This window comes from Stappia sp. BW2 (assembly GCF_008107695.1).
Lineage (GTDB): Bacteria > Pseudomonadota > Alphaproteobacteria > Rhizobiales > Stappiaceae > Roseibium.
Genome location: NZ_VIRG01000056.1, coordinates 102,044 through 126,958 on the forward strand (window position 1 = coordinate 102,044; position 24,915 = coordinate 126,958).

The 24,915-nt window shown below is 60.9% G+C and carries 21 protein-coding genes; 11 read left to right on the plus strand and 10 right to left on the minus strand.

Going from position 1 to position 24,915, the window contains the following annotated elements:
- Nucleotides 1–14: 14 nt before the first annotated feature.
- The 3 genes from FMN63_RS07175 to FMN63_RS07185 all read left to right on the plus strand — a co-directional run bounded on the left by FMN63_RS07175 (nucleotide 15) and on the right by FMN63_RS07185 (nucleotide 6,181).
- Nucleotides 15–2,429 (plus strand): ATP-binding protein, encoded by a 2,415-nt coding sequence (locus FMN63_RS07175; protein WP_148583273.1) that lies wholly within the window; start codon nucleotides 15–17, stop codon nucleotides 2,427–2,429.
- A gap of 290 nt (nucleotides 2,430–2,719) precedes the next feature.
- The gene (gene olsB / locus FMN63_RS07180) at nucleotides 2,720–3,658 is read left to right on the plus strand and encodes a l-ornithine N(alpha)-acyltransferase (RefSeq protein WP_148583454.1); all 939 of its coding nucleotides are present in this window, start codon (nucleotides 2,720–2,722) and stop codon (nucleotides 3,656–3,658) included.
- 267 nt (nucleotides 3,659–3,925) lie between these two features.
- Nucleotides 3,926–6,181: a transglycosylase domain-containing protein gene (locus FMN63_RS07185; protein WP_148583274.1), complete on the plus strand. Its 2,256-nt coding sequence runs from the start codon at nucleotides 3,926–3,928 to the stop codon at nucleotides 6,179–6,181.
- A 263-nt stretch (nucleotides 6,182–6,444) separates the two neighbouring features.
- Here the strand turns inward: FMN63_RS07185 and FMN63_RS07190 are convergent, their stop codons facing one another.
- The 8 genes from FMN63_RS07190 to rph all read right to left on the minus strand — a co-directional run bounded on the left by FMN63_RS07190 (nucleotide 6,445) and on the right by rph (nucleotide 13,840).
- Nucleotides 6,445–6,882, minus strand: coding sequence for a hypothetical protein (locus FMN63_RS07190; RefSeq protein WP_148583275.1), 438 nt, complete (start codon nucleotides 6,880–6,882; stop codon nucleotides 6,445–6,447).
- Nucleotides 6,883–6,995: 113 nt separating this feature from the next.
- Nucleotides 6,996–7,733 carry a M48 family metallopeptidase gene (locus FMN63_RS07195; RefSeq protein WP_148583276.1) on the minus strand — a complete coding sequence of 246 codons (738 nt, stop codon included), beginning with the start codon at nucleotides 7,731–7,733 and terminating at the stop codon, nucleotides 6,996–6,998.
- Between the two features lie 204 nt (nucleotides 7,734–7,937).
- On the minus strand, nucleotides 7,938–8,360 hold the full coding sequence (locus FMN63_RS07200) for a DUF2852 domain-containing protein (protein ID WP_162855001.1): 423 nt from the start codon (nucleotides 8,358–8,360) through the stop codon (nucleotides 7,938–7,940).
- Between the two features lie 164 nt (nucleotides 8,361–8,524).
- Nucleotides 8,525–9,217 carry a glycosyltransferase gene (locus tag FMN63_RS07205; RefSeq protein WP_148583277.1) on the minus strand — a complete coding sequence of 231 codons (693 nt, stop codon included), beginning with the start codon at nucleotides 9,215–9,217 and terminating at the stop codon, nucleotides 8,525–8,527.
- Nucleotides 9,218–9,379: 162 nt separating this feature from the next.
- Complete coding sequence (phaZ, locus tag FMN63_RS07210; protein WP_148583278.1) at nucleotides 9,380–11,029, minus strand: polyhydroxyalkanoate depolymerase; 1,650 nt, start codon at nucleotides 11,027–11,029, stop codon at nucleotides 9,380–9,382.
- A 279-nt stretch (nucleotides 11,030–11,308) separates the two neighbouring features.
- On the minus strand, nucleotides 11,309–12,472 hold the full coding sequence (gene hemW / locus FMN63_RS07215; RefSeq protein ID WP_148583279.1) for a radical SAM family heme chaperone HemW: 1,164 nt from the start codon (nucleotides 12,470–12,472) through the stop codon (nucleotides 11,309–11,311).
- 3 nt (nucleotides 12,473–12,475) lie between these two features.
- Nucleotides 12,476–13,114, minus strand: coding sequence for an RdgB/HAM1 family non-canonical purine NTP pyrophosphatase (gene rdgB / locus FMN63_RS07220; protein WP_148583280.1), 639 nt, complete (start codon nucleotides 13,112–13,114; stop codon nucleotides 12,476–12,478).
- 12 nt (nucleotides 13,115–13,126) lie between these two features.
- Entirely contained in the window at nucleotides 13,127–13,840 is a 714-nt protein-coding gene (gene rph / locus FMN63_RS07225) for a ribonuclease PH (RefSeq protein ID WP_023002406.1), read from the minus strand.
- 195 nt (nucleotides 13,841–14,035) lie between these two features.
- On the opposite strand from rph, the gene hrcA reads away from it, so the two are divergent.
- Both hrcA and FMN63_RS07235 read left to right on the plus strand, forming a co-directional pair.
- Nucleotides 14,036–15,085: a heat-inducible transcriptional repressor HrcA gene (hrcA, locus tag FMN63_RS07230; protein ID WP_148583281.1), complete on the plus strand. Its 1,050-nt coding sequence runs from the start codon at nucleotides 14,036–14,038 to the stop codon at nucleotides 15,083–15,085.
- A 96-nt stretch (nucleotides 15,086–15,181) separates the two neighbouring features.
- A complete protein-coding gene (locus FMN63_RS07235; protein ID WP_148583282.1) occupies nucleotides 15,182–15,985 on the plus strand; it encodes a HesA/MoeB/ThiF family protein in 804 nt (267 codons plus the stop codon).
- A 160-nt stretch (nucleotides 15,986–16,145) separates the two neighbouring features.
- On the opposite strand, the gene secB is transcribed toward FMN63_RS07235, so the two are convergent.
- On the minus strand, nucleotides 16,146–16,646 hold the full coding sequence (gene secB / locus FMN63_RS07240) for a protein-export chaperone SecB (protein WP_148583283.1): 501 nt from the start codon (nucleotides 16,644–16,646) through the stop codon (nucleotides 16,146–16,148).
- Between the two features lie 198 nt (nucleotides 16,647–16,844).
- On the opposite strand from secB, the gene FMN63_RS07245 reads away from it, so the two are divergent.
- The 4 genes from FMN63_RS07245 (at nucleotide 16,845) to FMN63_RS07260 (ending at nucleotide 22,681) form a co-directional block, all read left to right on the plus strand.
- Nucleotides 16,845–18,260 (plus strand): ActS/PrrB/RegB family redox-sensitive histidine kinase, encoded by a 1,416-nt coding sequence (locus FMN63_RS07245; protein ID WP_148583284.1) that lies wholly within the window; start codon nucleotides 16,845–16,847, stop codon nucleotides 18,258–18,260.
- Nucleotides 18,261–18,266: 6 nt separating this feature from the next.
- A complete protein-coding gene (locus FMN63_RS07250) occupies nucleotides 18,267–18,824 on the plus strand; it encodes an ActR/PrrA/RegA family redox response regulator transcription factor (RefSeq protein WP_148583285.1) in 558 nt (185 codons plus the stop codon).
- A 100-nt stretch (nucleotides 18,825–18,924) separates the two neighbouring features.
- Nucleotides 18,925–20,817 carry a VHL beta domain-containing protein gene (locus tag FMN63_RS07255; RefSeq protein WP_148583286.1) on the plus strand — a complete coding sequence of 631 codons (1,893 nt, stop codon included), beginning with the start codon at nucleotides 18,925–18,927 and terminating at the stop codon, nucleotides 20,815–20,817.
- 175 nt (nucleotides 20,818–20,992) lie between these two features.
- On the plus strand, nucleotides 20,993–22,681 hold the full coding sequence (locus FMN63_RS07260) for a methyl-accepting chemotaxis protein (protein ID WP_148583287.1): 1,689 nt from the start codon (nucleotides 20,993–20,995) through the stop codon (nucleotides 22,679–22,681).
- A 77-nt stretch (nucleotides 22,682–22,758) separates the two neighbouring features.
- Here the strand turns inward: FMN63_RS07260 and FMN63_RS07265 are convergent, their stop codons facing one another.
- Nucleotides 22,759–23,337, minus strand: a complete 579-nt coding sequence (locus FMN63_RS07265) for a TetR/AcrR family transcriptional regulator (protein ID WP_205513905.1) — start codon at nucleotides 23,335–23,337, stop codon at nucleotides 22,759–22,761.
- A gap of 168 nt (nucleotides 23,338–23,505) precedes the next feature.
- Here FMN63_RS07265 and FMN63_RS07270 point away from each other — a divergent pair, with 168 nt between their 5' ends.
- Both FMN63_RS07270 and FMN63_RS07275 read left to right on the plus strand, forming a co-directional pair.
- Nucleotides 23,506–23,904 (plus strand): RidA family protein, encoded by a 399-nt coding sequence (locus FMN63_RS07270; protein WP_148583289.1) that lies wholly within the window; start codon nucleotides 23,506–23,508, stop codon nucleotides 23,902–23,904.
- Between the two features lie 180 nt (nucleotides 23,905–24,084).
- A complete protein-coding gene (locus FMN63_RS07275; RefSeq protein WP_148583290.1) occupies nucleotides 24,085–24,909 on the plus strand; it encodes an alpha/beta fold hydrolase in 825 nt (274 codons plus the stop codon).
- The last annotated feature ends 6 nt before the right edge of the window (nucleotides 24,910–24,915 follow it).

Below are 24,915 nucleotides of genomic sequence, written 5' to 3' on the forward strand. Positions count from 1 at the left end.
AGAGAGTAGTTATCTTGGTCAGTCAAAACAGCGAACGCGCAGCCAAAGACGCGCCAGCAGCCGATGACGCGCAGGAGAAATTCTTCGTCGAAGAGCAAAGGCATTCTTCTGCAGGCACCTTAACTACGGACGATTATTCACACAGAGCGGAAACCCACCGCGACGATGACAGCGGACCAGACGTCGGACCGGGCCGCCGGGCGACCGACATTCCCGTGTCGGCACCCGCCAAATCTCTGCAGCACCTTGCTCTGGCCGGCATGATCGTTGGCCTTGCCGCGGGCTTTGTGATGGTTTCCGGCGAGGGCCTGAACCGGTTTCTGGGCCTTGGCCTGACCTTCTTTGCGGGCGGATTGGCCGTCTGGCGTCTGTTTGCAGACGACATGCAGCGGTCCGTGCAGGCGCTTCAGGTGAAAGACGACAAGATCCGCCGTTTGATGGCGCGATGCGAGGAACTTGAAGACCGTGCCTGGGAACTGGGCGAATCCGACGAACGCCATGCCAGTATTCTGGCGACGCTCGGCGACGTTGTGGTGCGGCGGGACCAGGATGGAACCATCACCTATGTCAATTCGGCTGCCGACGATGTTTTCGGGTTCGGGCATGCCTTGCAACCGGGCGCAACGCTGAACCTGCCGCTGCTTGAGGAAGTGGGCCTTGAAAACGCCGTCACCCAGGCGCTGGACAAGACGACGCCCGGCATGGGGTTTCAGGATCTGCACATCGACACCGCGCAGGGGCCGCGCTGGTTCTCGCGCATCGACATCCCGGTGCGCGATACGGCAACGGACCGTCAGCTCGTGCAGACCGTTCTGCGCGATGTCACGGAACGCCGCCTGATCGAGGAAGAACTGCTGGCCGCCCGTCATTCGGCGGAAAGTTCCAACGAGGCGAAGTCACGTTTTCTTGCGACCGTCAGCCACGAAATCCGCACCCCGCTCAACGGTGTTCTGGGCATGGCCGCGCTCCTGCGCGACACAAGGCTGACCAAGGAACAGAGCGCCTACATCGAGGCGCTTGAAACCTCCGGCGAAACGCTGCTTCTCCTGATCGACGAAGTGCTCGACTTTTCCAAGGTGGAAGCCGGCAAGCTCGACATACAGGCAGCGCCCGTCCCGGTCGGCGCGCTGGTGGAAAGCGTCGTTGAGCTGCTCGCCCCGAAGGCACACGCAAAATCGCTTGAAATCGGCTCGATGCTCGACCCGAAACTGCCGGAAGAGGTGACGCTGGACGCCACCCGTGTCCGTCAGATCCTCTACAATCTCATCGGCAATGGTATCAAGTTTACCGATGAGGGCGGCGTTGCCGTGGAGTTGACCGGACGTCCCAATCCGGACGGCGGTGGTTTTCTGGATATCGACGTGCGCGACAGCGGCATCGGCTTCGATGAAGAGGAAGCCGAGCGGCTGTTTCAGGAATTCGAACAGGTTGACCATGGTCCGGCGCGCAAGTTCGGTGGAACCGGTCTTGGTCTTGCCATCGCGCAGCGGCTTGCCGGCCTGATGGGCGGCGAAATCACCGCGCAGCCTGCGGGAGACGGCGGCGCCCTGTTCCGCGTGTCCCTGCCGATCCCCGAATCGCTTGTCGCCGACACGGATCCGCGCCTGGCCAAGCTGGAAGGCCGCAGGATCGTGTTCGTCAGCGCCAGCCAGATCGAATGCCCACTGCTGGCCAGACGGCTGCAATACCATGCGGCCGATGTGAGCGTGCATGCGCCAGGCAGCGCGGATCTCGACGCCGCGCTGGCCGAAGCAGACCTTCTGGTGGTCGACAATGGCGACCTGTCAGACAGCGGCGGTTGGCTCGCCTCTGCCCGCCTGACCGGCTGCAAGGCCCCTGCCGTCGTGATGATTGCCCCTCCGGAACGCGAGCGCCTGGACCATCTGCGCGAAGCCGGATATGCCGCCTATCTCATCCGCCCGGTGCGAATCGAGACCCTTGTCCAGATCTTTTCTGGTCTTCTGGAGGACGAGGGCATGGAACATGCCTGGGACGCCAGCGCCGAGCCTGTCAGCAACGGCTTCCTGCCGAACCGCTACCAGGTGCCTGCCCGGCCGCTGCGCCTGCTCGTAGCCGAAGACAATGACATCAACCGACTGCTGAGCGAAGCCATGCTGCGCAAGCTCGGCCATGTACCGGTGATGGTGATCGACGGCGAAAAGGCCGTCGAGGAAGCCGCCAGCGGCGCTTATGATGCAATCCTGATGGATTTGCATATGCCCGGTCTCGACGGATTTCAGGCGGTCCGCCAGATCCGCGCAGACGAAAAGGCTGCGGGGCGGCCCAATGTGCCGGTGCTGATCGTGACCGCCGACGTGATGAAGGATGCCCGAGACAAGGCCACTGAAGTTGGAGCCGCCGGCTATCTGACGAAGCCGCTCTCCGTGGAGGCAATTTCCGACGCTCTGGCCGAAGTCACCCGCGCCTGAACGCTTCCTGTCCGCCATGCAACAGCCCGCAAGCCGGAACGCTGCGACCGGTTTTCGTGAAGATTCACAAAGCTGCAAGAGTGGTCTAAGCTTGCGCGTGGAAAACACGGCGCAAAAAACGGAGTGTCATCCATCTGTCGGAATAGTATGTTCTACGGCAAGGTGTGAAGCACACTGACCGGGTTCGGACGTCCTGTTCCGGCGAAGGTAATTTGTCAGGTGAAACAGACAACAACCTGTGAAACCTGTAAGGTGCGCCATAAGGAATACACGAGGGTGGAATGTCCATAATGCGGCAAGGGCTGTTTTCGCCCAGGAAACTGGTCAGGAAATTTACACCGGCGATGCGTCCGGATTCCAACCTTCCCAACACACGGCGCATCGGGCCTGCCCTGCAGACACCGGTCAAAACCGGTGAAACGCTTGGCCGGATCGGCTCACTGGAAGTGCGGATGGCCCGCAACTTCAAGGAAGTGAAAAAAGCGCAGCGCCTGCGGTACGATGTTTTCTACGAGGAAATGTCGGCCATTGCCGACGCCCATACCCTGGCGACGCGCCGTGATGCGGATCCTTTCGATGCCTATTGCGATCACCTGCTTGTGGTCGATCATGATTTGCTGAAACGCAACAAGTTGGGCCGGCTGAAACCTGAAATCGTGGGAACCTACCGGATCCTGCGCCAGGAAATCGCAGATCAGCATTCCGGGTTTTACACCGCCGCCGAATATGACATCCAGTCGCTGATCGACGCCAACCCTGGCAAGCGGTTCATGGAACTTGGCCGCTCCTGCGTGCTCAAACCCTACCGCAACAAGAAAACCGTCGAGCTGCTGTGGCACGGCATCTGGGCCTATGTGCTGCGCCACAATATCGATGTCATGCTCGGCTGTGCATCGATCGAAAGCACCAATCCGGACGCCATCGCCGGCCAGCTTTCCTTCCTGCATCACCATGCCCGCGCCCCGGAAGAATGGCGTGTGCGCGCGGTGGGAGACAGATACGTCGAAATGAACCGCATGACGGCCGAGGAACTCAATTCCAAGGAAGCGCTGCGTGCGCTGCCGCCGCTGGTGAAGGGTTACCTGCGCCTCGGCGCGTTCATCGGCGACGGAGCCGTGATCGATCATCAATTCGGCACGACGGATGTGCTGATCATCATGCCGGTGTCCGAACTCAACACCCGTTACGTCAATTATTACGGCGCCGACGCGAGCCGCTATTCCAGCTAAGCCGCTTGGCGCGTTGGCCTGTCCTGCACGACTGCGGCCTGAGCCACGGGCCCGGACCGCGATCCTTTTTGCGTCCGGGTGGAAGCCGTTTAGGCTCATTGGCCGCGCGGGTGGGCTGTATTCTCACTTCCCCCTGCAAACCGCGCAATTCCCGATAGCCTTAACGCCCCCTTAAATCGCCGCAATTTAAGCTCATCTCCGGGGAAACCGGCGCTTTGCCGGATAACGCCAACCCTGGTTGGTACGGAGTTAGGGGACGAAGGATCAATGGCGCCTCGGGCGAAACGCCAGCCGCGTGTTGAACCAACATTCGGAAATTCAGGCAGCAGCCTGCTCGACCTGCGTTTAAGCCCGCAGGATCGCCCGGCTGCGCCGTCTTCCAAGAAGTCCGGCAAGGGCAAGACGCGCAAGGCGCCGGCCAAGAAAAAACCCGCCTCCTCCACCCGCAAGACAGCCAAGAAGGGCAATGGCGGCGGTGGTACCGGAAGGGGCGGCGGCCGGTCCGGTGCCAAGCGGCGCAAGACAAAGCGCAAGAACAGGTTTCAGGCGCCGACTGCATTCGGCCGTTTTCTCAAGCGCGGCCTCTACTGGAGCATGGTGCTCGGCATCTGGGGCACCATCGCCGTCGTCTGCCTCATTGGTTATTACGCCGCCTTCCTGCCGCCGACCTCCGAATGGCAGGTTCCGGCGCGGCCGCCCAACGTCAAGATCGTCGCCGCCAATGGCGAATTGCTGGCAAACCGGGGCGACACGGGCGGCGAAGCCGTGCGACTGGAGCAATTGCCGCCCTATCTGCCCAATGCCGTCATCGCCATCGAGGACCGGCGCTTCCGCTCGCATTTCGGTGTCGACCCGATCGGCCTTGCCCGTGCGGTCTATACCAACTTCACCTCCGGCCGCCTGCAGCAGGGCGGTTCTACACTGACGCAGCAGCTTGCCAAGAACCTGTTTCTGGAACAGGACCGGACGATCAAACGCAAGATCCAGGAACTGATACTCGCCTTCTGGCTGGAGGCCGAATATTCCAAGGACGAGATCCTGGAAATGTATCTGAACCGGGTCTATCTCGGCTCCGGCGCCTATGGCGTGGATGCCGCCGCCCGCCGGTACTACGGTAAATCCGCACGGCTTTTGACCATTCCGGAAGCGGCCACCATTGCGGGCCTGCTGAAAGCCCCGTCGCGCTATTCGCCCGCCCGTAACCCGGACCTTGCCGAAGAGCGGGCCCAGCTCGTGCTCGCCGCCATGCACGAGGAAGGCTACATCACCGATGATGAGGCCAAGAACGCTCTGGCCGCGCCCGCCAAGGTGGTGCGCCGCTACACCAGCGCCAGCGAGAACTATGCCGCCGACTGGGTGATGGACGTGCTGCCGCATTTCATCGGCTCAATCGAGAGCGACATCGTTGTCGACACCACCATCGACCCGAAAATGCAGCGTGCCGCCGAGAAGGCGTTGCGTGGCGCCTTGAAGGAAAACCGCAAGAAATACGGCGTTTCCCAGGGTGCGGTCGTGACGCTGGATACCGCAGGCGCCGTGAAGGCGCTGGTCGGCGGGGCCGATTATGCCAAGAGCCAGTACAACCGCGCCGTCTATGCAAAGCGGCAGCCGGGCTCGTCCTTCAAGCCGTTCGTCTACCTGTCCGCGCTTGAAAATGGCCTGTCGCCCCAGACCATCCGCCAGGACCAGCCGGTTCGGTACGGCAACTGGTCGCCCAAGAACTATACCAAGGACTACTACGGCCCGGTAACGCTGACGCGGGCGCTCAGCATGTCGCTGAACACGGTCGCCGCGCAGCTTACGTATGAGGTTGGTGCGGGAACCGTTGCCGACACCGCCAAACGGCTTGGCATCACCTCGGAAATGAAGAACAACCTGTCGATCGCGCTCGGAACCTCCGAGGTGACGCCGCTGGAAATCGCCGGGGCCTATGTGCCGTTTTCCAACGGCGGCTACGGTGTGCTGCCGCATGTGATCCGGCGGATCCGAACCGTGGATGGCAAAACGCTGTACTCCCGCTCCGGCGATGGCCGTGGCCGGGTGATCGACCGCCAGCAGGTCGGTGAAATGAACATGATGATGTCGGAAACCCTGTTGACCGGCACCGGGCGCAAGGCGCGGCTGGAAGGCGGACGCCCTGCCGGGGGCAAGACCGGCACCAGCCAGGATTTCCGTGACGCCTGGTTCATCGGCTACACGGGCAATCTGACAACCGCAGTCTGGCTGGGCAATGACGACAACTCGCCCACGCGCAAGGCAACCGGCGGCGGGCTGCCTGCGACCGTGTGGAAAGAGGTGATGGATGCGGCCCATGAAGGCCTGCCCGTGGCGGACCTGCCCGGCGTGCCGGATGTCCCGGCCACCGTCTCCGCACCGCGCAAGCCCGGCCCCGCAGACACCGTCGGTTCCGGCAGCGACCCGATCCCGCCCGCACCTATCGGTGGCGGCGGTGGCGGCGAAAACAACGGCGAACGCCGCGGCCCGCTGAACCTGCTGCGCAATCTGTTTGGTGGTGGTGGCTAATACCGAAAACTGTCGTTCACGGCTCATGCGGCCGTGTTTGAGGCTTCAGCAGGTAGCGTCGTGCCATTCCGACCGTGTGTGCAGCCCATCCTTCGAGACAGGCTTTCAGCCTTCCTCAGGATGAGGGAGATGTGTGCTGAAAGCCTCGGAAGATCAAAACAGTGAACCTCATCCTGAGGAGGGTCGGAACGGCCCGTCTCGAAGGATGGGCCACTTGCTCCATTTCTCAGAAATACCTGCGACACATATCCGTTAATTCCGCCTCAGCACTGATGGCTGTAGGTGAACACAAGCGTGTCGGTGGTGTAGCGTCCGGTCGGGCGGCAGCGGTTGAAGACTTCGCGGGTGCCGGTAACCGTGACCTGAAGCTGGTCGCCGCGCACCGGCCCTTCGACGAAATATTCAAGCGGCGATCCCGGGCAATATTTGGAAAACACCCGGGCGGTGCCGGAATACCAGTTGCCGTTCTTGGACCCGTTGAAAAGCAGCGTGCCCCGCTGAACGCCGGCGTTCCGCAGAACGGGTTTCGGCACTTCGTAAGACAGCCAGCGCTGATTGCCCTGTGCCTGCAGGCGCATGAGCGAACCGTTGTGGTTCCAGCAGCTGTCGGCCATGGCCTGACCGGTGAGGGCCAGACCCGGCAAGACCAGACCCAGCAAGATGAGCGTGACCGCCCTGATCGAATTTTTCCGGATTTTCATGTTGCCTCTCCCAGCGTCCCCAGGGAGATCGAAGCATATTCTGGCGTGTTTGTAACTGGTTTTGCCAGACCATCAGAGAGTCCGGTCGCTTGCGGCGTACGGATTGGCCTCAGTCAGCCGTAACCGTGCAGGCGGACGCCGTTCTTTTTCAGCCAGACACGCGCTCTGGGCGTTTGCGGGGCAAGCTGTTCGCACAGGCGCCAGAAACGCGCCGAATGGTTCATTTCCTTCAGATGCGCCACTTCGTGGGCCGCGACATAGTCCAGGATCTCCGGCGGCGCCAGAATGAGCCGCCAGGAAAAGGACAGCCGCCCGTTGGAGGCGCAGGAGCCCCAGCGGCTGGTGGTGTCGCGAATACTGAGGGCTGCGATCTTCTTGTCGATGGCCGCCGCGTGAATGGCGGTGCGGGCCGAAAGGTCCGCCCTTGCCTGTTCCTTCAGCCAGGTGGTGACCTTGCGCGGAATGTGATCGTCCGCGCCCGGCACGAACAGCGCAGGGAGTTCCGTATCGTCGTGGCCCAGAGTGATCAACCCGCGCAGCTTGCCCGTCGGCACGATAACGTGATCCTCGCCGCGCAGAGGCACGGTCTCGCCGGGCAGAAAGGTGATGTGGTCCGGCCTGTCCTGAAGCCGCTCGATCAGCCAGTCGATATGCTGACGCGCGAACCGCTCCGCACGGGCCAGGTCCCCGCCCTTGGGAACCGTCAGCACAGGACCGGAGCGGTCTGCCGGCAAACGCAGAAGGTACCGCTGCGCGCGCGGATTGGCCTTGAGACGGATGCGCACGGCGCTGGCACCAGTCTGGATCTCGATATGGTCGGGCAGCGTTTTCTTGCCGGCGCGCAGAAACATCAAGGGCGAAGGTCCAACGAATCAGTTGTCATGATTTTAGCGAACTTGCGCGCGATTTTGCGGCAAATCTGACAGCGGGCATTTATTGAAATTCGGATTCCCAAGAAACCAGCAGCAATTTCGGCTGCCGGAAAAGACAAGAGCGGCGCCTTTGCAGGCGCCGCTCTTGGTCTGGCCGTCGGGGAACGTCCGGGAGGAGGAGACTTACAACGGTGCGGCTTCGCTGCCGTTGTTGCGGCCCCGGTTGGCCATGAAGCGGTCGAATTCTTCCTGATCGCGCGCACGGCGCAATTCGCGGAGGAAGTCGTCGAACTCGGCGCGCATGGTGTCGAGCTTGGCACGCTCTTCTTCCAGGCGCTTCAGTTCACGCTCACGATAGTCGTCAAAGGCGACGTTGCCCGTGCGGGCATGGGAAGTCGTGTTCATCTGCTCGAAGGCTCCCTTCAGCGGGCTGCCCCGCCACTGATCTTTGGCATCGCGGAGCATGCCTTCAAAGCGGTCGCCCCACAGAATGTAGGCAAGCATGGCAAGGCCAAGCGGCCAGAAGGCCACGAACCCCAGCACCATCAGGCCGATAGTTGCCGGCGTCCAGGCAGGTTTGATCATGCAACTTTTAGCTGTTGTCATCGTCCTATCCATTTCAGACATCCACGTCACCCAAGGTGGGGATGAACGCAGGCGCCTTCAAGGATTTGTGACTGGAATCACAGCAAACCGGCAACGAAAAACCCGGGCAGCGAAGCCGCTGTCCGGGTTTAATTCATTGATTCATAAGTAGAAGATGGAACGGATCAGTCGAAAGGTCCGTCAATCACATGTTGTGCCGAATAATTCGCCAGAAGCTTCTCACGGTGCCATTCGGCCGCCATCGGCGCATTGGCGTATTCGTGAAAACAGGGCGTTCCAAGCGTGAAATGCAGAAGCTTCGCGTCCGGGTTGGGGCCGAATTCATCCGGCAGCCAGTTCCATTCCTTCGGCAGTTCGCCGATGAGTTCGTCGTCCAGCCAGGTGAAGCGGTGCAACTGTGCGCCGGTCGAATTCATCACGAAATCGGGCGTCACCACCTTGTTGGCCGGATGGCCGCAGTTCCACAGCACGACGCTGGACCAGTTCTTGCGCGGGTAGTTCTCGTTCTTCGAGCCGAGATATTTGGTGGTCTGCCGCGTCTCATAGTCGTGATGGACACACATGACCGCCTTGCTCTCGTCGCGCATGGCGAACAGCTTGGCAATGTCGTCCCGCACGATCATGTCGCCGTCCATGAACAGCGCCCAGCCGTTGTAATTCATCAGGCTCGGGATCAGAAAACGGGTGTAGATGAAGTGATTGGACCCATCAGTGTGGGTCTCGTTGTAGGTCTTCAGATTGTGCAACGACAGCGGCGTGATCGCCAGCACGTCGCTTGAAAGCCGGGTCAGGCTGTTGGCGCAAACATGATAGGCAATCGCTTCACGCGGATCGAAACCAATAAAAATATTGAGCACTACAGAAACCTCCGGCCTCGCTGTCTGACCGGCACTTGTATTGGGCCGAAAGGCCAGAATCAATAGCGGCGGGCGGGCTGCCGCCAGAAACCGGACTATTTGGGACAAGTTATCGCAAGATAGTGAAAGGCACCCGGACGGGTGCCTTTACCGATGCCGGGTTCAGCTCACCGTTTCGGAAAGCTGGCGAGCCTGCTCGATCCAGTTGTCCCGGGCGATTCTGCCCCGGAAATCGAGTTTGGTGTCCAGGGCTTCAATCTGCTCTTCCGTCAGACCTGCAATCTGCCAGAAGTGGAAGATCCCAGCTTCATTGAGCGCGGATTCCAGCTTGGGGCCGACGCCGCTGATCGACTTCAGATCGTCCGCGGCACCATCCGGCTGGGTCAGGAGAATGCTCTCCAGAGAACTTCCGGTGGTTTTTTTCGCCGGTTTGGCCTTGGCAGGTGCAGGAGCTGTCTTGACCGCCTGCGCGGCTGCCGGAGCTTTTGCGGGAGGCTTTGCCGTTACAGCAGCAGGAGCAGCGGTCTTGGCTGCAGGTGCGGCGGCCGTGGCAGCCGGCGCCTTTGCGGCGGGCTGTGGAAGGTCCGTGCGGTGGGAGCGGATGAAGTCCATGACCCGCGGCGCGATTTCCGACCGCCAGCGCGATCCGTTGAAAACGCCGTAATGGCCGACGTTCGGCTGCTCGTAATGCGCCTGCTTGTCGTCGTCCAGATTGGTGCAGAGCGCATGCGCCGCCTTGGTCTGGCCACGACCGGTGATGTCGTCCTTCTCGCCTTCGACGGTCAGGAGGGCCGTGCGGGTGATCTTGCCGCAGTCAACCAGGGTTCCATTGTGTGTCATGGTGCCGTTCGGCAGCGCGTGGTCGATGAAGACCGTTTCGACGGTCTGCAGATAGAACTCGGCTGTCAGGTCCATGACGGCGAGATATTCGTCATAGAAGTCGCGGTGCTTTTCGGCATTGTCGCCGTCGCCTTCCACCAGATGCTGGAAGAAGTCACGGTGCGCAGTCACATGCCGGTCGAGGTTCATGCTCATGAACCCGGAAAGCTGCAGAAAGCCGGGATAAACGTCCCTCATGCAGCCCGGGTGCGGGAAGGGGACCTTCATGATGACGTTGTTCTTGAACCAGTCGATGCCCTTGGAAACCGCCAGATCGTTGACAGCCGTCGGCGCGACCCGCGTGTCGATGGGGCCGCCCATCAAGGTCATCGTGGAAGGCACATAGGGGTCTTCGCGGTCTTCCATGACCGCCACGGCCGCCAGCACCGGAACGGAAGGCTGACACACGCCGAGAATATGCGTGTCCGGACCCAGGAAGTGCAGCATCGAAATGATGTAGTCGATGTAATCGTCCAGATCGAACTTGCCTTCCTGTATCGGCACCATGCGGGCGTCGATCCAGTCGGTGATATAGACATCCGCATTGGGCATCAGCGCTTCCACAGTGCCGCGCAACAGCGTGGCATAGTGGCCGGACATCGGCGCGACGATCAGGATCTTGGGATCGTTGCGGCGCGTCGTAACTCCGCGTTCGAAGTGGATCAGGTCGCAGAACGGGCGGCTCCAGACGCTGACTTCGCGCACAGGAACGCGCACACCGCTGACGGTGGTATCCTTGAGCCCGAATTCCGGCTTGCCATAGCGGCGCGTGGTGCGTTCAAGCACTTCGCAGCCAGCGGCAATGGATCGCCCGTAGCTGGTATGCGTCAGCGGATTGAGAGGATTCTGGAAGTATAGCCGGGTCATGTCGGCCAAAGCTCTGAAAGGCGCCATCGCGGCGTGGTTCAGTTCGTAAAGGTGGTAAAACGGCAAAGACGTCTCTCCTTTGCTGAACCAACTGGTGCCGGCCCCATTAGCATTGTTCGTGAACATTTTTTCGGCTCGCGTGTTCATACGCATTCTATTGCATTGCAGCAGGATAGCTATGCCTGTTGCAGCCCGCAATACTTCTAATTGGTATTTGAATACGCGCTAAGTGCTCAGGATCACGGCAAAAGACACTTTCGCACCAAATGACTGTGCAATGCAAAAGGCCCAATAGAACATTTAAATCAATTTGGTAGCTTTATACAAACCACGTGCGGAAGCGGCTCAGGCAGCCAGATCCGCGACCACTGCATCGAGCACGAAAAAACCTTCACGTGTCGCTCGAATCCGGTTTTCCCCGATAACTTCAACCATGCCGTGCTCGATCAGCGCGGCCAGACGGGCTGGATCGATGGAGCGGCTTGCGTAACGCTCGTAGCGTTTCAGGTCGATGCCCTCGGTCAGGCGCAGTCCCATGAGCAGAAACTCGTCGCCCTGCTCTTCCTCGGACAGTCCTGCGTTTTCGATCAATGCCTGACCATGGCTCTCGACATTGTCCAGCCAGGTTTCCGGATGGCGCTCGGTCGAGGTCGCCAGCCGGCTGACGCCAACCGTGATGCGGCCGTGGGCTCCGGGACCAACGCCGACGTAGTCGCCATAGCGCCAATAGACCAGATTGTGCCGGCACTCGGCGCCCGGACGAGCATGGTTTGACACTTCATAGGCGGGCAGGCCGGCGGCGGCAGTCACGTTCTGCGTGAGTTCATAGAATTCCGCACCGAGATCGGGATCCGGCATCTGCAGCTTGCCCGCATGAAACAGCGTGTGGAAGGGCGTGCCTTCCTCGATCGTGAGCTGATAGAGTGAGAGATGATCGGCAGCGAGCGCGATGGCCTCGTTCAGCTCCTGCTCCCAACCTGAGAGCGCCTGGCCCGGACGGGCATAGATGAGGTCGAAGGACAGGCGCGGGAACGTGGCACGCGCGGTTTCGATGGCGGTACGGGCCGTGCGCGCATCATGCAGGCGGCCAAGCAGCCTCAGGTCCGTGTCGATGAGCGACTGAACGCCCAGCGAGACCCGGTTGACGCCTGCGGCCCGGTAGCCCCGAAAGCGTTCGGCCTCGACCGACGAGGGATTGGCTTCCAGCGAAATCTCGACATTCTCATCCATCGACCAGCGATCGGATACCGCTTTCAGGATGCGGTCGACCGTCGCCGGCTCCATGAGCGAGGGCGTGCCACCGCCCAGAAACACGGATTGAACCGCCTTGCCCTTTGTCAGATCGGCGAAATGAGACAGTTCGCGCTCGAAAGCGGCCGCGAAGCGGGCCTGGTCGACCGGCTGGTGACGGACGTGGGAGTTGAAGTCGCAATAGGGGCATTTGGCCGCGCAGAACGGCCAATGAATATAAATACCGAAGCCCCCTTCGGCTGTCCCCGCGTGCGTCACGTTTTATCCTTCCAGGCAACCGGCGGAAAAGAGCTGGAATGCCCGTGCCCTGTGGGAAAGGGCCGATCTGTCCCCGGACCAGCCGTGTTTTTCTTCAGAGGTCATTTCGCCGAACGTCCGCTCATGGCCGTCCGGCTGGAAGACCGGGTCGTAGCCGAAGCCTTGCGCACCGCGCGGCGGCCAGACGATCTGGCCCTCGACCTCGCCGCGGAACATTTCCTCGCTGCCATCCGGCCAGGCCAGGCACAGCACGGCAACAAAGGATCCCCGGCGCTCTTCGTCAGTCGTTGCGCCCAGCGCCTGCAGCTTTTCCTCGATCGTGCGCATGGCCATCGCAAAGTCCTTGTCCGGCCCTGCCCAGCGCGCGGAATAGATTCCCGGATCGCCGTTCAGCGCCGCGACACAGAATCCGCTGTCATCGGCCAGTGCGGGCAGGCGCGAAGCCTTGGCCGCCGCATGGGCCTTGATGGCCGCGTTTTCCTCGAACGTGGCACCCGTCTCGTCCGGTTCCGGCAGGTCCAGCTCTCCGGCGGAGATCACTTCGAAGCCGTAAGGCTGAAGCAGTTCGTTGAACTCGCGGATCTTGCCCTTGTTGTGGCTTGCGACAACCAGCTTGCCCGGTTCCAGCTTGCGGTGGCTCATGGTTCGGCGCCCTTAGAGAATGGCCATTTTCTGGAGATCGACCAGCTTGCCGATGCCCAGCTTGGCAAGGCCCATAAGCTTGCCGAATTCCTCTTCCGAGAAAGGCGCACCTTCGGCCGTTCCCTGGATTTCGACGATACCGCCAGACCCGGTCAGAACGAAGTTGGCGTCGGTTTCAGCGGTGCTGTCCTCGGCGTAGTCGAGATCGAGCACCGGCGCACCTTCATAGATGCCGCAGGAAATGGCGGCGATATGATCCTTCAGAACCTCGCCGGAGACCATGTCACGGGCTTTCATCCACTCGATGCAATCGCGCAGCGCGACCCAGGCACCGGTGATGGAAGCGGTGCGGGTGCCGCCATCGGCCTGAATGACGTCGCAATCGACCGTGATCTGGTTTTCGCCGAGGGCTTCCAGATTGACGACAGCGCGCAGCGACCGGCCAATAAGACGCTGGATTTCCTGGGTCCGGCCGGATTGCTTGCCGGCGCTGGCTTCGCGGCGCATACGATCGCCCGTGGCGCGCGGCAACATGCCGTACTCAGCGGTTACCCAGCCACGGTTCTGGCCGCGCAACCACGGCGGAACGCGCTCTTCCAGGCTGGCGGTGCACAAGACGTGCGTGTCGCCGAACTTGACGAGGCAAGAGCCCTCGGCATGTTTGGAAACTCCACGCTCCAACGTGACCGCACGGAGTTCATCGGCTGCGCGTTTGGACGGACGCATGCATATCCCTTTCGACTTTTGTTCCGGAAAAACCGCCGTTTCTCCGGTGTATTCGTTGAGGCCTTGTAGACCCCAAATTCCTTCGCCGTAAAGGCCTTGCGTTGTGATACTTCACGCAAGCCCCCTTTTGCGCCTATATCTTTTTGGGGGAACCTCCACCGGCCCCGGTGAACGGTCACATTCGGAGAACAAGCCTTGAGCCTCAGCGACCTCGACAAGAGATCCCGTGAAATCTTCCGTTCGATCGTGGAAACCTATCTGGAGACCGGCGAACCCGTCGGATCGCGAAACGTTTCGCGCAAGCTCGGCATTTCGCTGTCGCCTGCGTCGGTCCGCAACGTGATGTCCGATCTGGAACATATGGGCCTCCTGCATTCGCCCCACACCAGCGCGGGCCGGATGCCGACAGAAATCGGCCTGCGCTTCTTCGTCGATGCCCTTCTGGAAGTGGGTGACCTGACCCAGGACGAACGACGGGCAATCGACGCGCAGGTTCGGGCCTCGCAAAAAGCCAATTCCGCCGAGCAGGTGCTGACGGAAGCCAGCCAGATGCTGTCCGGCCTTTCGATGGGTGCCGGTGTGGTGCTGACCCACAAGTCGGACATGCGGCTGAAACAGATCGAATTCGTCCGCATTGAGCCGCTGAAGGCATTGGCGATCCTCGTCAGCGAAGACGGTTCCGTTGAAAACCGCGTTGTCGCTCTGCCGGGCGACCTGCCGTCGTCCGCGCTGGTGGAAGCCAGCAATTATCTGAACGCCCAGATCAAGGGCCGAACCCTTTCTGAAATCCGGACCGAACTGGAAACGGTGCGCGACGCGGACCAGGCCGAACTCGATCTTCTGAGCCAGAAGGTGATCGACGCGGGTCTTGCGGTCTGGGGCGGCGAAAGCGCTACCGATCCGGGTACGCTGATCGTTCGGGGCCGCTCGAACCTCCTGACCGACCTCGACGCGGTCGAGGATCTGGAGCGCATCCGGCTGCTGTTCGACGACCTGGAAAGCAAGAAGGACCTGATCCAACTGCTGGGTCTTGCCGAAAAGGGCGACGGCGTGCGCATCTTCATCGGGTCGGAGAACAATCTGTTCTCGCTGTCGGGATCTTCTCTGGTGGTGTCGCCCTACAGGGACAGCAACCAGCGCATCGTCGGTGTTCTCGGCGTTATCGGGCCCACCCGGCTGAATTATGCAAGGGTCATCCCGATGGTCGATTACACGGCCCGGCTGGTCAGCCGGATATTGGGATAAGCCTGCCGGATACCGGTTTTTCCAAACCAGGGACGGCTTGACCTGCCACCCGCTCCATCCCCATTTGTACCCGAGACCAGCCAGACAGGACCTGACATGCTTTCGCCCGCCGAACTGGAACGCTACGCCCGCCACATCGTGCTGCAGGAAATCGGCGGCGCCGGCCAACAGAAGCTGAAGAATGCCCGTGTGCTGGTGATCGGTGCCGGTGGCCTGGGTGCGCCGGTGCTGCAATATCTGGCAGCCGCCGGTGTCGGGACGCTGGGCATCGCCGACGACGACACGGTCTCACTGTCCAATCTGCAACGTCAGGTGATCCACGATACCGACCAGCTCGGCGAGCCGAAGGTCGCCAGTGCTGCCGAAGCCATCGCGCGGCTAAACCCCAATGTGAAAGTTGAGCCACACCCCACCCGCCTTGCCGGCCACAATGCCATGCAGCTGGTGTCCCGATACGATCTGGTGGTGGACGGGTCGGACAACTTCGATACTCGCTATCTGGTGTCCGACGCCTGTTTCTTTGCGCAAAAGCCGCTGGTAACGGCCGCCGTCGGCCAATTTGACGGCTCGTTGACCACTTTGAAGCCCTATGAAACCGGTCCCGACGGAACAGCCAATCCGACCTATCGGTGCCTGTTTCCGCAAAAGCCGCGTGACGGCCTGCTGCCGACTTGTGCCCAGGCAGGTATCCTGGGTGCGCTGACGGGCATCATCGGCGCCATGCAGGCGATGGAAGTGTTGAAGGAACTGACGGGAACCGGCGAGGGGCTGGTTGGCCGGATGATCCTGTTCGACGCCAGAACCGTGCGCATGGAAACCATCCGCTACAAGCGCTCCCCGAAAAACCCGCTCAACGGCGACACTCCGAAAAGCTGGGTGGAGATGCTGGAGGAGGCGTGAGGGACCCCTGCAGATGTCCCCACGCAAATGTGGGGGCTGAGTCACTGTTCACTGGGGCTCCGGAAATCTCTTAGTCGCAATGGATTTACAGCCGACACTCAAAACAAAACCCGCGCCGGTTTCCCGGCACGGGCTCTGTAAAACTGTGGTCTGACTGACCTTAGTTCGGCTTCTGCTCGCTCGCCTGCTGGGCGGCGGCCTGCTGGGCCATGTTCTGGCGGTAGAGCTGGGCGAAGTCGATCGGGTCGAGCATCAGCGGCGGGAAGCCACCGTTACGCGTGGCTTCGGAAAGGATGTTGCGTGCGAACGGGAAGATCATGCGCGGGCATTCGATCATCACGAACGGATGCATGTGCTCTTTCGGCACGCCGGTGATCTTGAACAGGCCTGCGTAGACCAGCTCGACGTTGAACATCACCATGTCCGGGCGCTCGGCCTTGGCGGTCAGGGTCAGCACGACTTCAAACTGCTCGTCGTTGACCTGCTGGGCACCGACGTTGACGTTGATGTCGAGCTTCGGCTGATCGCCCGGTCCCAGGGAACGCGGCGCATTCGGGTTTTCAAAAGACAGGTCCTTGATGTACTGGCCAAGGATGTGCATGCCCGGCGCTGCTGCGCTCTCCGCCTGCGGCTGCGCGCCGCCGTCATTGGTGTCGGTCATCATCTCATTCCGTTGCGCGGTGCTGATCTGAAATGAAGAGCTATTAAATCCCTCCGGCTGGCCGCCGGCCCGCGTGATCCGGACAGCCGTGTTAGCGGGTGGCTACCACTTACGCCCTGTCGGCACAAGAGCCCCGGCCTTGCCAGCCGCCGGAAACCGCTTCAAAAGGGGGGAGTTGCCGTTCTCCAAGAAGCGCAGATGCCCGAACAACCGACATCCAATATCACCCTGCCGCACCGGCGCCTGAAACTCGATACGCTGGTACGCCTGCGCTGGCTTGCCGTTGGCGGTCAGTCAGCGGCACTTCTGGTGGTGCATGTCGGTCTCGGCTATCCCCTGCCAGCCGGACTTGCCTTCGCCATGGTGGCCCTGTCCGCCTGGCTCAACATCTTTCTGAAGATCCGCTGGCCCTCTGCCATGCGCCTGTCGGAACGCGCCGCAGCCCTGCAACTGGCCTATGACATCCTGCAGATGAGCGGGCTTCTGTTCCTGACCGGCGGCCTGGGCAATCCGTTTGCATTTCTGCTGATGGCACCAGTCATGGTGTCCGCCACGGGCCTGTCGGCCCGCTACACGATCCTGCTTGGTATTCTGGCCACGGCCTGCGCCAGCCTGGTGGCCATCTTCCATCTGCCTCTGCCTTGGCCTGTCGGCGACGATTTCTCTCTTCCCATCGTCTATTCGGTCGGCATCTGGATTGCGCTTGTCTCTACGCTTGGCTTCATGGCGATCTACGCCTTCCGCGTGGCTGAAGAAGCCCGCCAGATGGCCGATGCGCTCGCGGCAACCGAGCTTGTGCTTGCCCGCGAGCAGCACCTGAATGCACTCGACGGTCTGGCGACCGCCGCCGCGCATGAACTCGGCACACCGCTTGCCACCATCTATCTGGTGGCCAAGGAGCTGTCGGACGAGTTCGAGACCGGCGATGCCAGAGGCGAAGACGTTGCCCTGATCCGCTCCCAGGCAGAGCGTTGCCGCTCGATCCTGCGACAGCTAACGAGCCTTTCGAGCGAAGAAGACCGGACCTACCAGCGCATGCCGGTATTGCAATTGCTGGAAGATGTGGTCGATCCGCACCGGGGCACGGGCGTTGCGATCCACTCCACCGGAACCGGTACAGGTGCCGAGCCGGTGGGCACACGCAATGCGGCCATCCGCTACGGTCTGGGCAATCTTCTGGAAAATGCGGTCGATTTCGCCAAGACCCGCGTCGATGTGTCCGCTACCTGGGATAAAACAACGCTTTCCATATCAATCAAGGACGACGGACCGGGATTTTCGGTCGAAATTCTGGGCAAGATCGGCGACCCCTACGTTTCCGTGCGCGGCGGAAAGTCGCCACAACGCGGCACCGGCGGAGGACTTGGCCTGGGTATTTTCATCGCCAAAACCCTGCTGGAACGCACGGGTGCCAAGCTGCACCTTGAAAATTCGGCCCCGCCCCAGACAGGGGCTCACATCCGGGTGAGTTGGCCGCGCAAAGTGTTTGAACAGGACGGCAGAGTGGACGAAACGGGTTTTTCACCCCATAACGGCAACAAAGCACAAACAATGCATGCTGTGCCCGTGACTTCATCCGCGGTGCAGGAGAAGACGGACGAAAAAGACCGGTAGAGCCAAATGACGGACCAGACACCTGCCCTGAATACTTCGGAGGACATGACCCTCCTGATCGTTGACGACGACAAGCCGTTTCAGCAGCGCCTTGCGCGCGCCATGGAAAAACGCGGATTTACAACGGAAACCGCCGACAGTGTTCAGGACGCAACGGGCAAGATTGCCCAGAACGCACCGGCTTTCGCCATCGTCGACATGAGGCTTGAAGACGGCAACGGCCTTGACGTCATCGAGCAGCTTCACCAGCGCCGCCCGGATGCCCGCGCCATCGTTCTGACCGGATACGGCAACATTGCAACCGCCGTCACGGCGGTCAAACTGGGGGCCATCGACTATCTGGCCAAACCCGCAGATCCGGACGATATCGTTGCTGCCCTTGCCCGCAAGCCGGAAGACAAGGCCCAGCCGCCCGAAAACCCGATGTCGGCTGACCGGGTCCGCTGGGAGCATATCCAGCGGGTTTACGAGCTTTGCGACCGCAATGTTTCGGAAACCGCCCGCCGACTGAACATGCACCGCCGCACCCTGCAACGGATCCTGGCAAAGCGGGCGCCACGCTGAGAAAGCCGGGGCTTCCCGCCATTGCGGGCTTGCCCTTAGACCGCCACTTTGCCTAAGTATTCCCAAATGGTGATAACCTGCGCTCCCACGGAGATCGCTTATGCGGCTTGATGCTGCCAATGCCCTTGTTGCCCCTGCGCTGAAATGTGGCCTTCTTGCCGCCTGCAGCGTGGTTTTCATGATGGCCGCGTTGCCTGCCCAGGCGCAATCGGTTCCCGAAACCATGCGTATCAACGTGGAACCGCCGCAGCCCGGCATCCGGTCGATCACCGTGAACAAGAAGTACCGGCCGATCATCAGCCGTGACGAAACCGGCGTGGTCATCGACACGATGGGCAGCGACAACAAGCTGCCGCCCTGTGACGTCAAGCTTGAAGTCACACTGGAAAACAGCCGCGTCCTGCATCGCGACGCCAGCTTCTGCTCCGGTGGCACGTTGGTGGTTGACGTGTCGAACGACGGCAAGCCGGGCGCTGCGGCCCGCGTTGTCGGCACGAATTCCGGCACAGCGGCCGGCCCGGTTTCCAACACTGCGTCGGCAACGCAGCCGTCCCAGCAGGACAAGCCTGCGTCAGGACAGCAGACGGCCACCAACGCGGCCGGATCGCCGAACTCGTCCATCGAGCAAATCAACCCGCCTGCCGACCAGGGCGGACTGCAGCCGCTCGATCAGGTCGAGACCCCCATTTCCGCACCGGGCACGGAAACAGCCTCCTTGCCTGACGATGTCGACACCGGAACCGGAAACGATTTTCCCGGTGCCGCCAATTCCCAACCGGTACTTGTGACCGCGAACGAAGCGCGTGAATGGCTGGCCGAACCTGGAACGCAGCCCGGAACGCCTTCGCTGCTTCAGCATGCCGTTCCGCAAACGGACGACCGGGATTTCCGGGCAGACTGCAGCACGCAGTCCGGATTTGCGAAGATCACGTTCCAGCAGGCTCCAGCAGGCCTTCTGGAAGGCATGCCGCAGGCCGTGCGCATTTCCGCCGGTGAATTCGACCGCGTTTACAACGCCTTCGGGTCCTCCAGCGCCAATGAAAGCGGAACCTCGCTCCCGGAAGTCAATATCGAGATGAGCGACCCGCTGTGGGAAGCCATGATCAAGCAGTCTGCCCTTTCGATCGCGGTGGAAGGCTTGCCCACACATGACGTGTCGCTGAAAGGCAGCGCCAACCCGGTGCGCCTGTTCGTCGCGACCTGCGCCCAGCCCCAGCAGATCGTTTCCGACGATGCCTACGGCAGCGGCGCCGAGGAGGCGAACTCTGACCTTTCCTGCGGTGAACTCGGCCGTGTCCGGTCTGTTGAAGCCGTTCGGCCCGGCCAGATCGTGTTCCGCAACGCCAGCCGCCAGCCCATCGAGGTGAGCTGGGTGGATTACCGCGGCGGCGAGCGGCCCTATGCGCGCCTGGAACCCGGGCAGATCCTGGAACAGCAGACCTATGTCTCCCATGCCTGGACCGTGCGCGGCGCCAGTGGTGAATGCCGGGGTATTTACGTCACGAAGACGCCGTACCGGGAAGTCGTGATCAACGGACCGGCCAATTTCGGAGCCCCCGGAAACAGCGGATTTGACAACAACGGCTTTGATAACAACGGGTTCGGCAACAATGGCCTGGACAACGGCGGTACCTGGGGTGCGCCCAACGGCGGTGGCTTCGACGCTCAGCCTGGCGGCGACTTGCCGTCCGGTCCTGTCCCTCCCGGCTCCATCGAAGGCTCGAACCAGCCCACGTTCCAGCAACAGCAAACGGCCTCGGCCAACGTGGCCGACTACCTGTGCACCGCGGGTATCGATCTGAACGTCGTTTTCGCGCCGGACATGCAGTCCGCAACCGTTGCCGAAATGGGGTATGGCGCAGTCACCCTGCAGCGCCAGGGCAGTGCCAACACGTTTTATTACGAATCTCAGGGACATGTGCTGAAGGGACAGCTTCAGAATGCGACCTGGACTCGCCCCGGATTGAGGGATGTCTTCTGCGCTCGCAGATAAATATCAATCTATATAGTAATAAATGACGATATTTGTTCCTGCCGGACATCCTGACTGCTGGGCAGCTTCCGTATAATAAATTGTTTTTACGATATAAATCCCCGTCGTATTAAGCATTTGGTGAATGATTAAGAAGAAACCTTCCCGAACAGAGTTCGATAGGAATCACTTAACCATGTCCTTCGCCCGTTGGCCCATTACCTGGAAAATCAGCCTCCCGATCGCGACCATTCTGCTGTTCACAGCCGCGATCTGTGTGGTCAGTCTCAACAGCCTTTATTCGGCTATGTTCGCGGAGCGCCTCAAGAAAATTGAGGAGATCACCGAGAGCGCCGTTTCGATCGCCGCCCATTACCACGGCCTGGAAGAAAGCGGGAAGATGGGCCGCGAAGAGGCTCAGACCGCAGCCCGGGAGGCCATTGGTGCCATCCGCTTCGAAGGCAATAACTACGTCTTCGCCTATGACTACCAGGGCATGAACCTGGTCCATCCGAACGCAAAGCTTGTCGGCACCAACATGATGGGCTTCACCGACAAGACGGGTGTGAAGATCGTTGCCGAACTGATCAAGGATGCCAAGGCCGGCGGCGGATCGCTGCTTTATTACTGGCCGCGCGCGACCGGCGAAGACCCCATTGAAAAATATAGCTGGGGATCCGGTTTTGAACCGTGGGGCTGGATGCTCGGCACCGGGGTTTACGTTGACGATCTCGACGCGGCCTACTGGAGTGCGGCCACTTCGATTATCGCCCTGGCCCTGGCTGGAGCCCTGATTGCAATCGGTATCGCGATTGTCGCCGTCCGCAACACGGTTCGCCCGCTTCGTGCGCTGACAAACAACATGAGCCTGCTCGCCGAAGGCAACACCAGCATAACCGTCGAAGGTGCAGACCGCGGCGACGAAATCGGCCAGATGGCGGGCGCCATGGAAGTTTTCGTCAGGAACGAAACCGCACGTCGTGACATGGAAGAGCAGCAGAATTCCAGCCAGGAAGATGCTGCCCGCAAGGGAGCCGAAATCCAGCAGCTGAGCGGCGACTTCGACCGTCAGATCATGGAGATGCTCAACATCATCGACAGCTCCGTGCAGAACCTGCAGTCTGCCTCCGCCGACATGACGGGTGTCTCCGCGCAGACCATGGAACAGAGCGGCCGCGTTTCCAATGCGTCCTCCCAGGCGGCCCACAACGTGGAGACAGTTGCCGCGGCAGCGGAGGAACTGTCGGCATCGGTCAACGAAATCCGCCGTCAGGTGCAGTCTTCCAGCGAGATTGCAGCCCGCGCCGCCGGGGAAGCCCAGTCCACCAACCAGCGCATGCATGGCCTCTCCGAAAGCGCCAGCCGCATTGGTGAAGTCGTGACGCTGATCCAGGCAATTGCCGAGCAGACCAACCTTCTGGCCCTGAACGCGACCATCGAAGCGGCGCGCGCCGGCGAAGCCGGCAGGGGCTTCGCTGTCGTTGCGGCGGAAGTCAAGGACCTGGCCACCCAGACGTCCAAGGCGACCGAGGAAATCTCCAGCCAGATCACGGCGATCCAGGACGAGACCGGCCATGCGGCCAGCGCCATCTCCTCGGTTACGGAAATCATCAACAACATGAACGAAATCGCTTCGTCCATCGCGTCCTCCGTGGAGGAGCAGGGTGTTGCGACGCAGGAGATCGCCAGCAATGCGACTGAAGCGTCGCGCAGCACGGTGGAAGTGACAACAAACATCGAGACCGTTGCAGCGGCCGCCGAAAACACCCGCGATACCGCGGAAAAGGTCGACAGCTCCGCGCGGCAACTGAAGGAAAACGCCTCGATGCTGCGCAATCAGGTTGCCACCTTCCTGCAGGAAGTGCGCAAGCGTTCCGTCGCCTAAGCTGGCAAACAGCATTTAAAAGGCCCGCGGTCTTTCAAGACTGCGGGCCTTTCTCGCGTCTGCCTTAACGTGCCTGGTCAGGTTGGAGGCGCTGTCAAAAGGCCTTCTCCCAGAACCTTGAAAGCGTCGATCACCTTCTTCAGATCCGCTTGCGGGTCATTGCTCGCCGCAATCCAAAGGGCGGCATTGAAGGCAGCTCCGTTCAAAAGCCGCGCAGCAGCTTCCGCATCAACGGGTTTTACGAGACCTTCGGCGATCAACCGTTCAAGCGCACTTGTTGTGGTTTGCAGGCAGAGGTTCTGGCTTGGCCACTGGGACGGATCGCCAAGCACGGATGGTCCGTCGAGCAGCACGATGCGTTGCACTTCGGGTTTCAGGGCCATCTCGATATAGGCGATGCCTTCTGCCATGAGCGATTCCCATTCGCTCCCGCCAAGCCGACTGGCGGCTTCTTTGGCCTCGGCTGCGATTTCACCATCGAGCTGATTGACGACCGCCTGTAGCAGGCCTTTCTTGTCTCCGAAATTGTGGTAAAGCGCGCCGCGCGTCAGGCCGACCGAGGCGGTCAATTCATCCATGGACGCAGCTGCATAGCCTTGTTCGGCAAAGGCTTTTCGCCCTGCAGCAATCAGCTTTGCCCGCGTTTCTTCCATCATTTCGGCTCGTTTTCCAGGCGCCATCCCTACCTCGCAGATTCGCATACGCCGCGTATGCCAATTGACATACGTCATGTATGTGAGTTATTCACATACGCAGCGTATCTCAATAATCGCTCCCCGTTAAGCCCGGTTTCCCAGAGAAGCCGAACCCTCAAAGGACAGCACATGACCAAAAGCCAACCCGTTTTCCCGGAAGGCCGTCACGCCCTTTATGACACGCATAAATACTCGGCCGCCCTTCGCTCCGGCGACCTTCTTTTTGTATCCGGTCAAGTCGGCAGCCGTGCGGACGGCACGCCAGAACCGAACTACGAAAATCAGGTGCGCCTTGCCTTTGAAAACCTGCAAGCCGTGCTGAAAGCGGCAGGCTGCGGGCTGGATGATATCGTTGACGTCACGACCTTTCACACCGATCCGGAAAACCAGTTCGAGAGCTTGATGAAGGTGAAGGACGAGGTTTTCGACAAAGCCCCCTATCCGAACTGGACAGCTGTTGGCGTCAACTGGTTGGCCGGTTTCGATTTTGAAATCAAGGTCATCGCCCGTATCCCCGACACCGCCTGACACCTGTTCGGCTGGCTTGCCGCCTGGTTTTCTCGAACCTCAAGCCAGGACAGGACAGACAAATAGCTTTCTGCGGTTGCAAGCTGCGAAGTGGCCCACCACGTGCGGAAGGCGCAAGAAGACGGTCGCGGACTGTTTCCAGCGCACATCTACCAATGCCTGTACCATGGAGACCTGATCATGAGCGACGCGGCGAACTGGCACCTTTCCGAGGAAATCCGAACATCCGCCGGTGTCGTGAAGGCAGGCCGGGCTGGAGAAGGGCCATCTCTGGTACTCGCCCATGGCTGGCCCTGGTCGTCCTGGTCCTGGCATCAGCTCATTCCAGAACTCTCAAAAAAGTTCCGCGTTCACTGGTACGACATGCCGGGATACGGCCAGTCGGAAAAATCGCCAGAACAACGCACATCCCTCGACATCCAGGGCAAGGTCTTTGCCGAAATCCTTGATCACTGGCAACTCGAACGGCCCTCGGTTGTGGCCCATGACTTCGGTGGGGCAACGACGTTGCGGGCGCATCTGTTGCACGGCTGTGATTTCGAGAAATACGTCCTGATGAACGTCGTTGCGCTTAGCCCCTGGGGGTCGGAGTTCTTCGACCACGTCGGCCGCCATGTGGAAGCCTTTGTCGGGCTGCCACCGCATATCCACCGCGCAGTTGTCGAGGCCTATATCGGTGGGGCCCTGGTGAATGAAATCGGGACCGAAGCTCGCGCGGCACTGGCAGCCCCCTGGCTGACGGAAGAAGGCCGCGGCAGCTTCTATCGCCAGTTTGCGCAGGCGGACGAAGCCTATACGAACGAGATCGAACCGCTTTACGGAGATATCCGCTGCCCGGTCAAGATCCTGTGGGGAGAGGACGACCCGTGGATCCCGATAGACCGTGGCCAGGCTCTGCATGCCGCCATTGCGCAATCGACCTTCGAACCACTGTCAAACGCGGGCCACCTGCCGCAACTCGAGGTTCCAGAACAGGTTCTGGGCAAATTGGCAGCCTTCCTCTGATGCAGG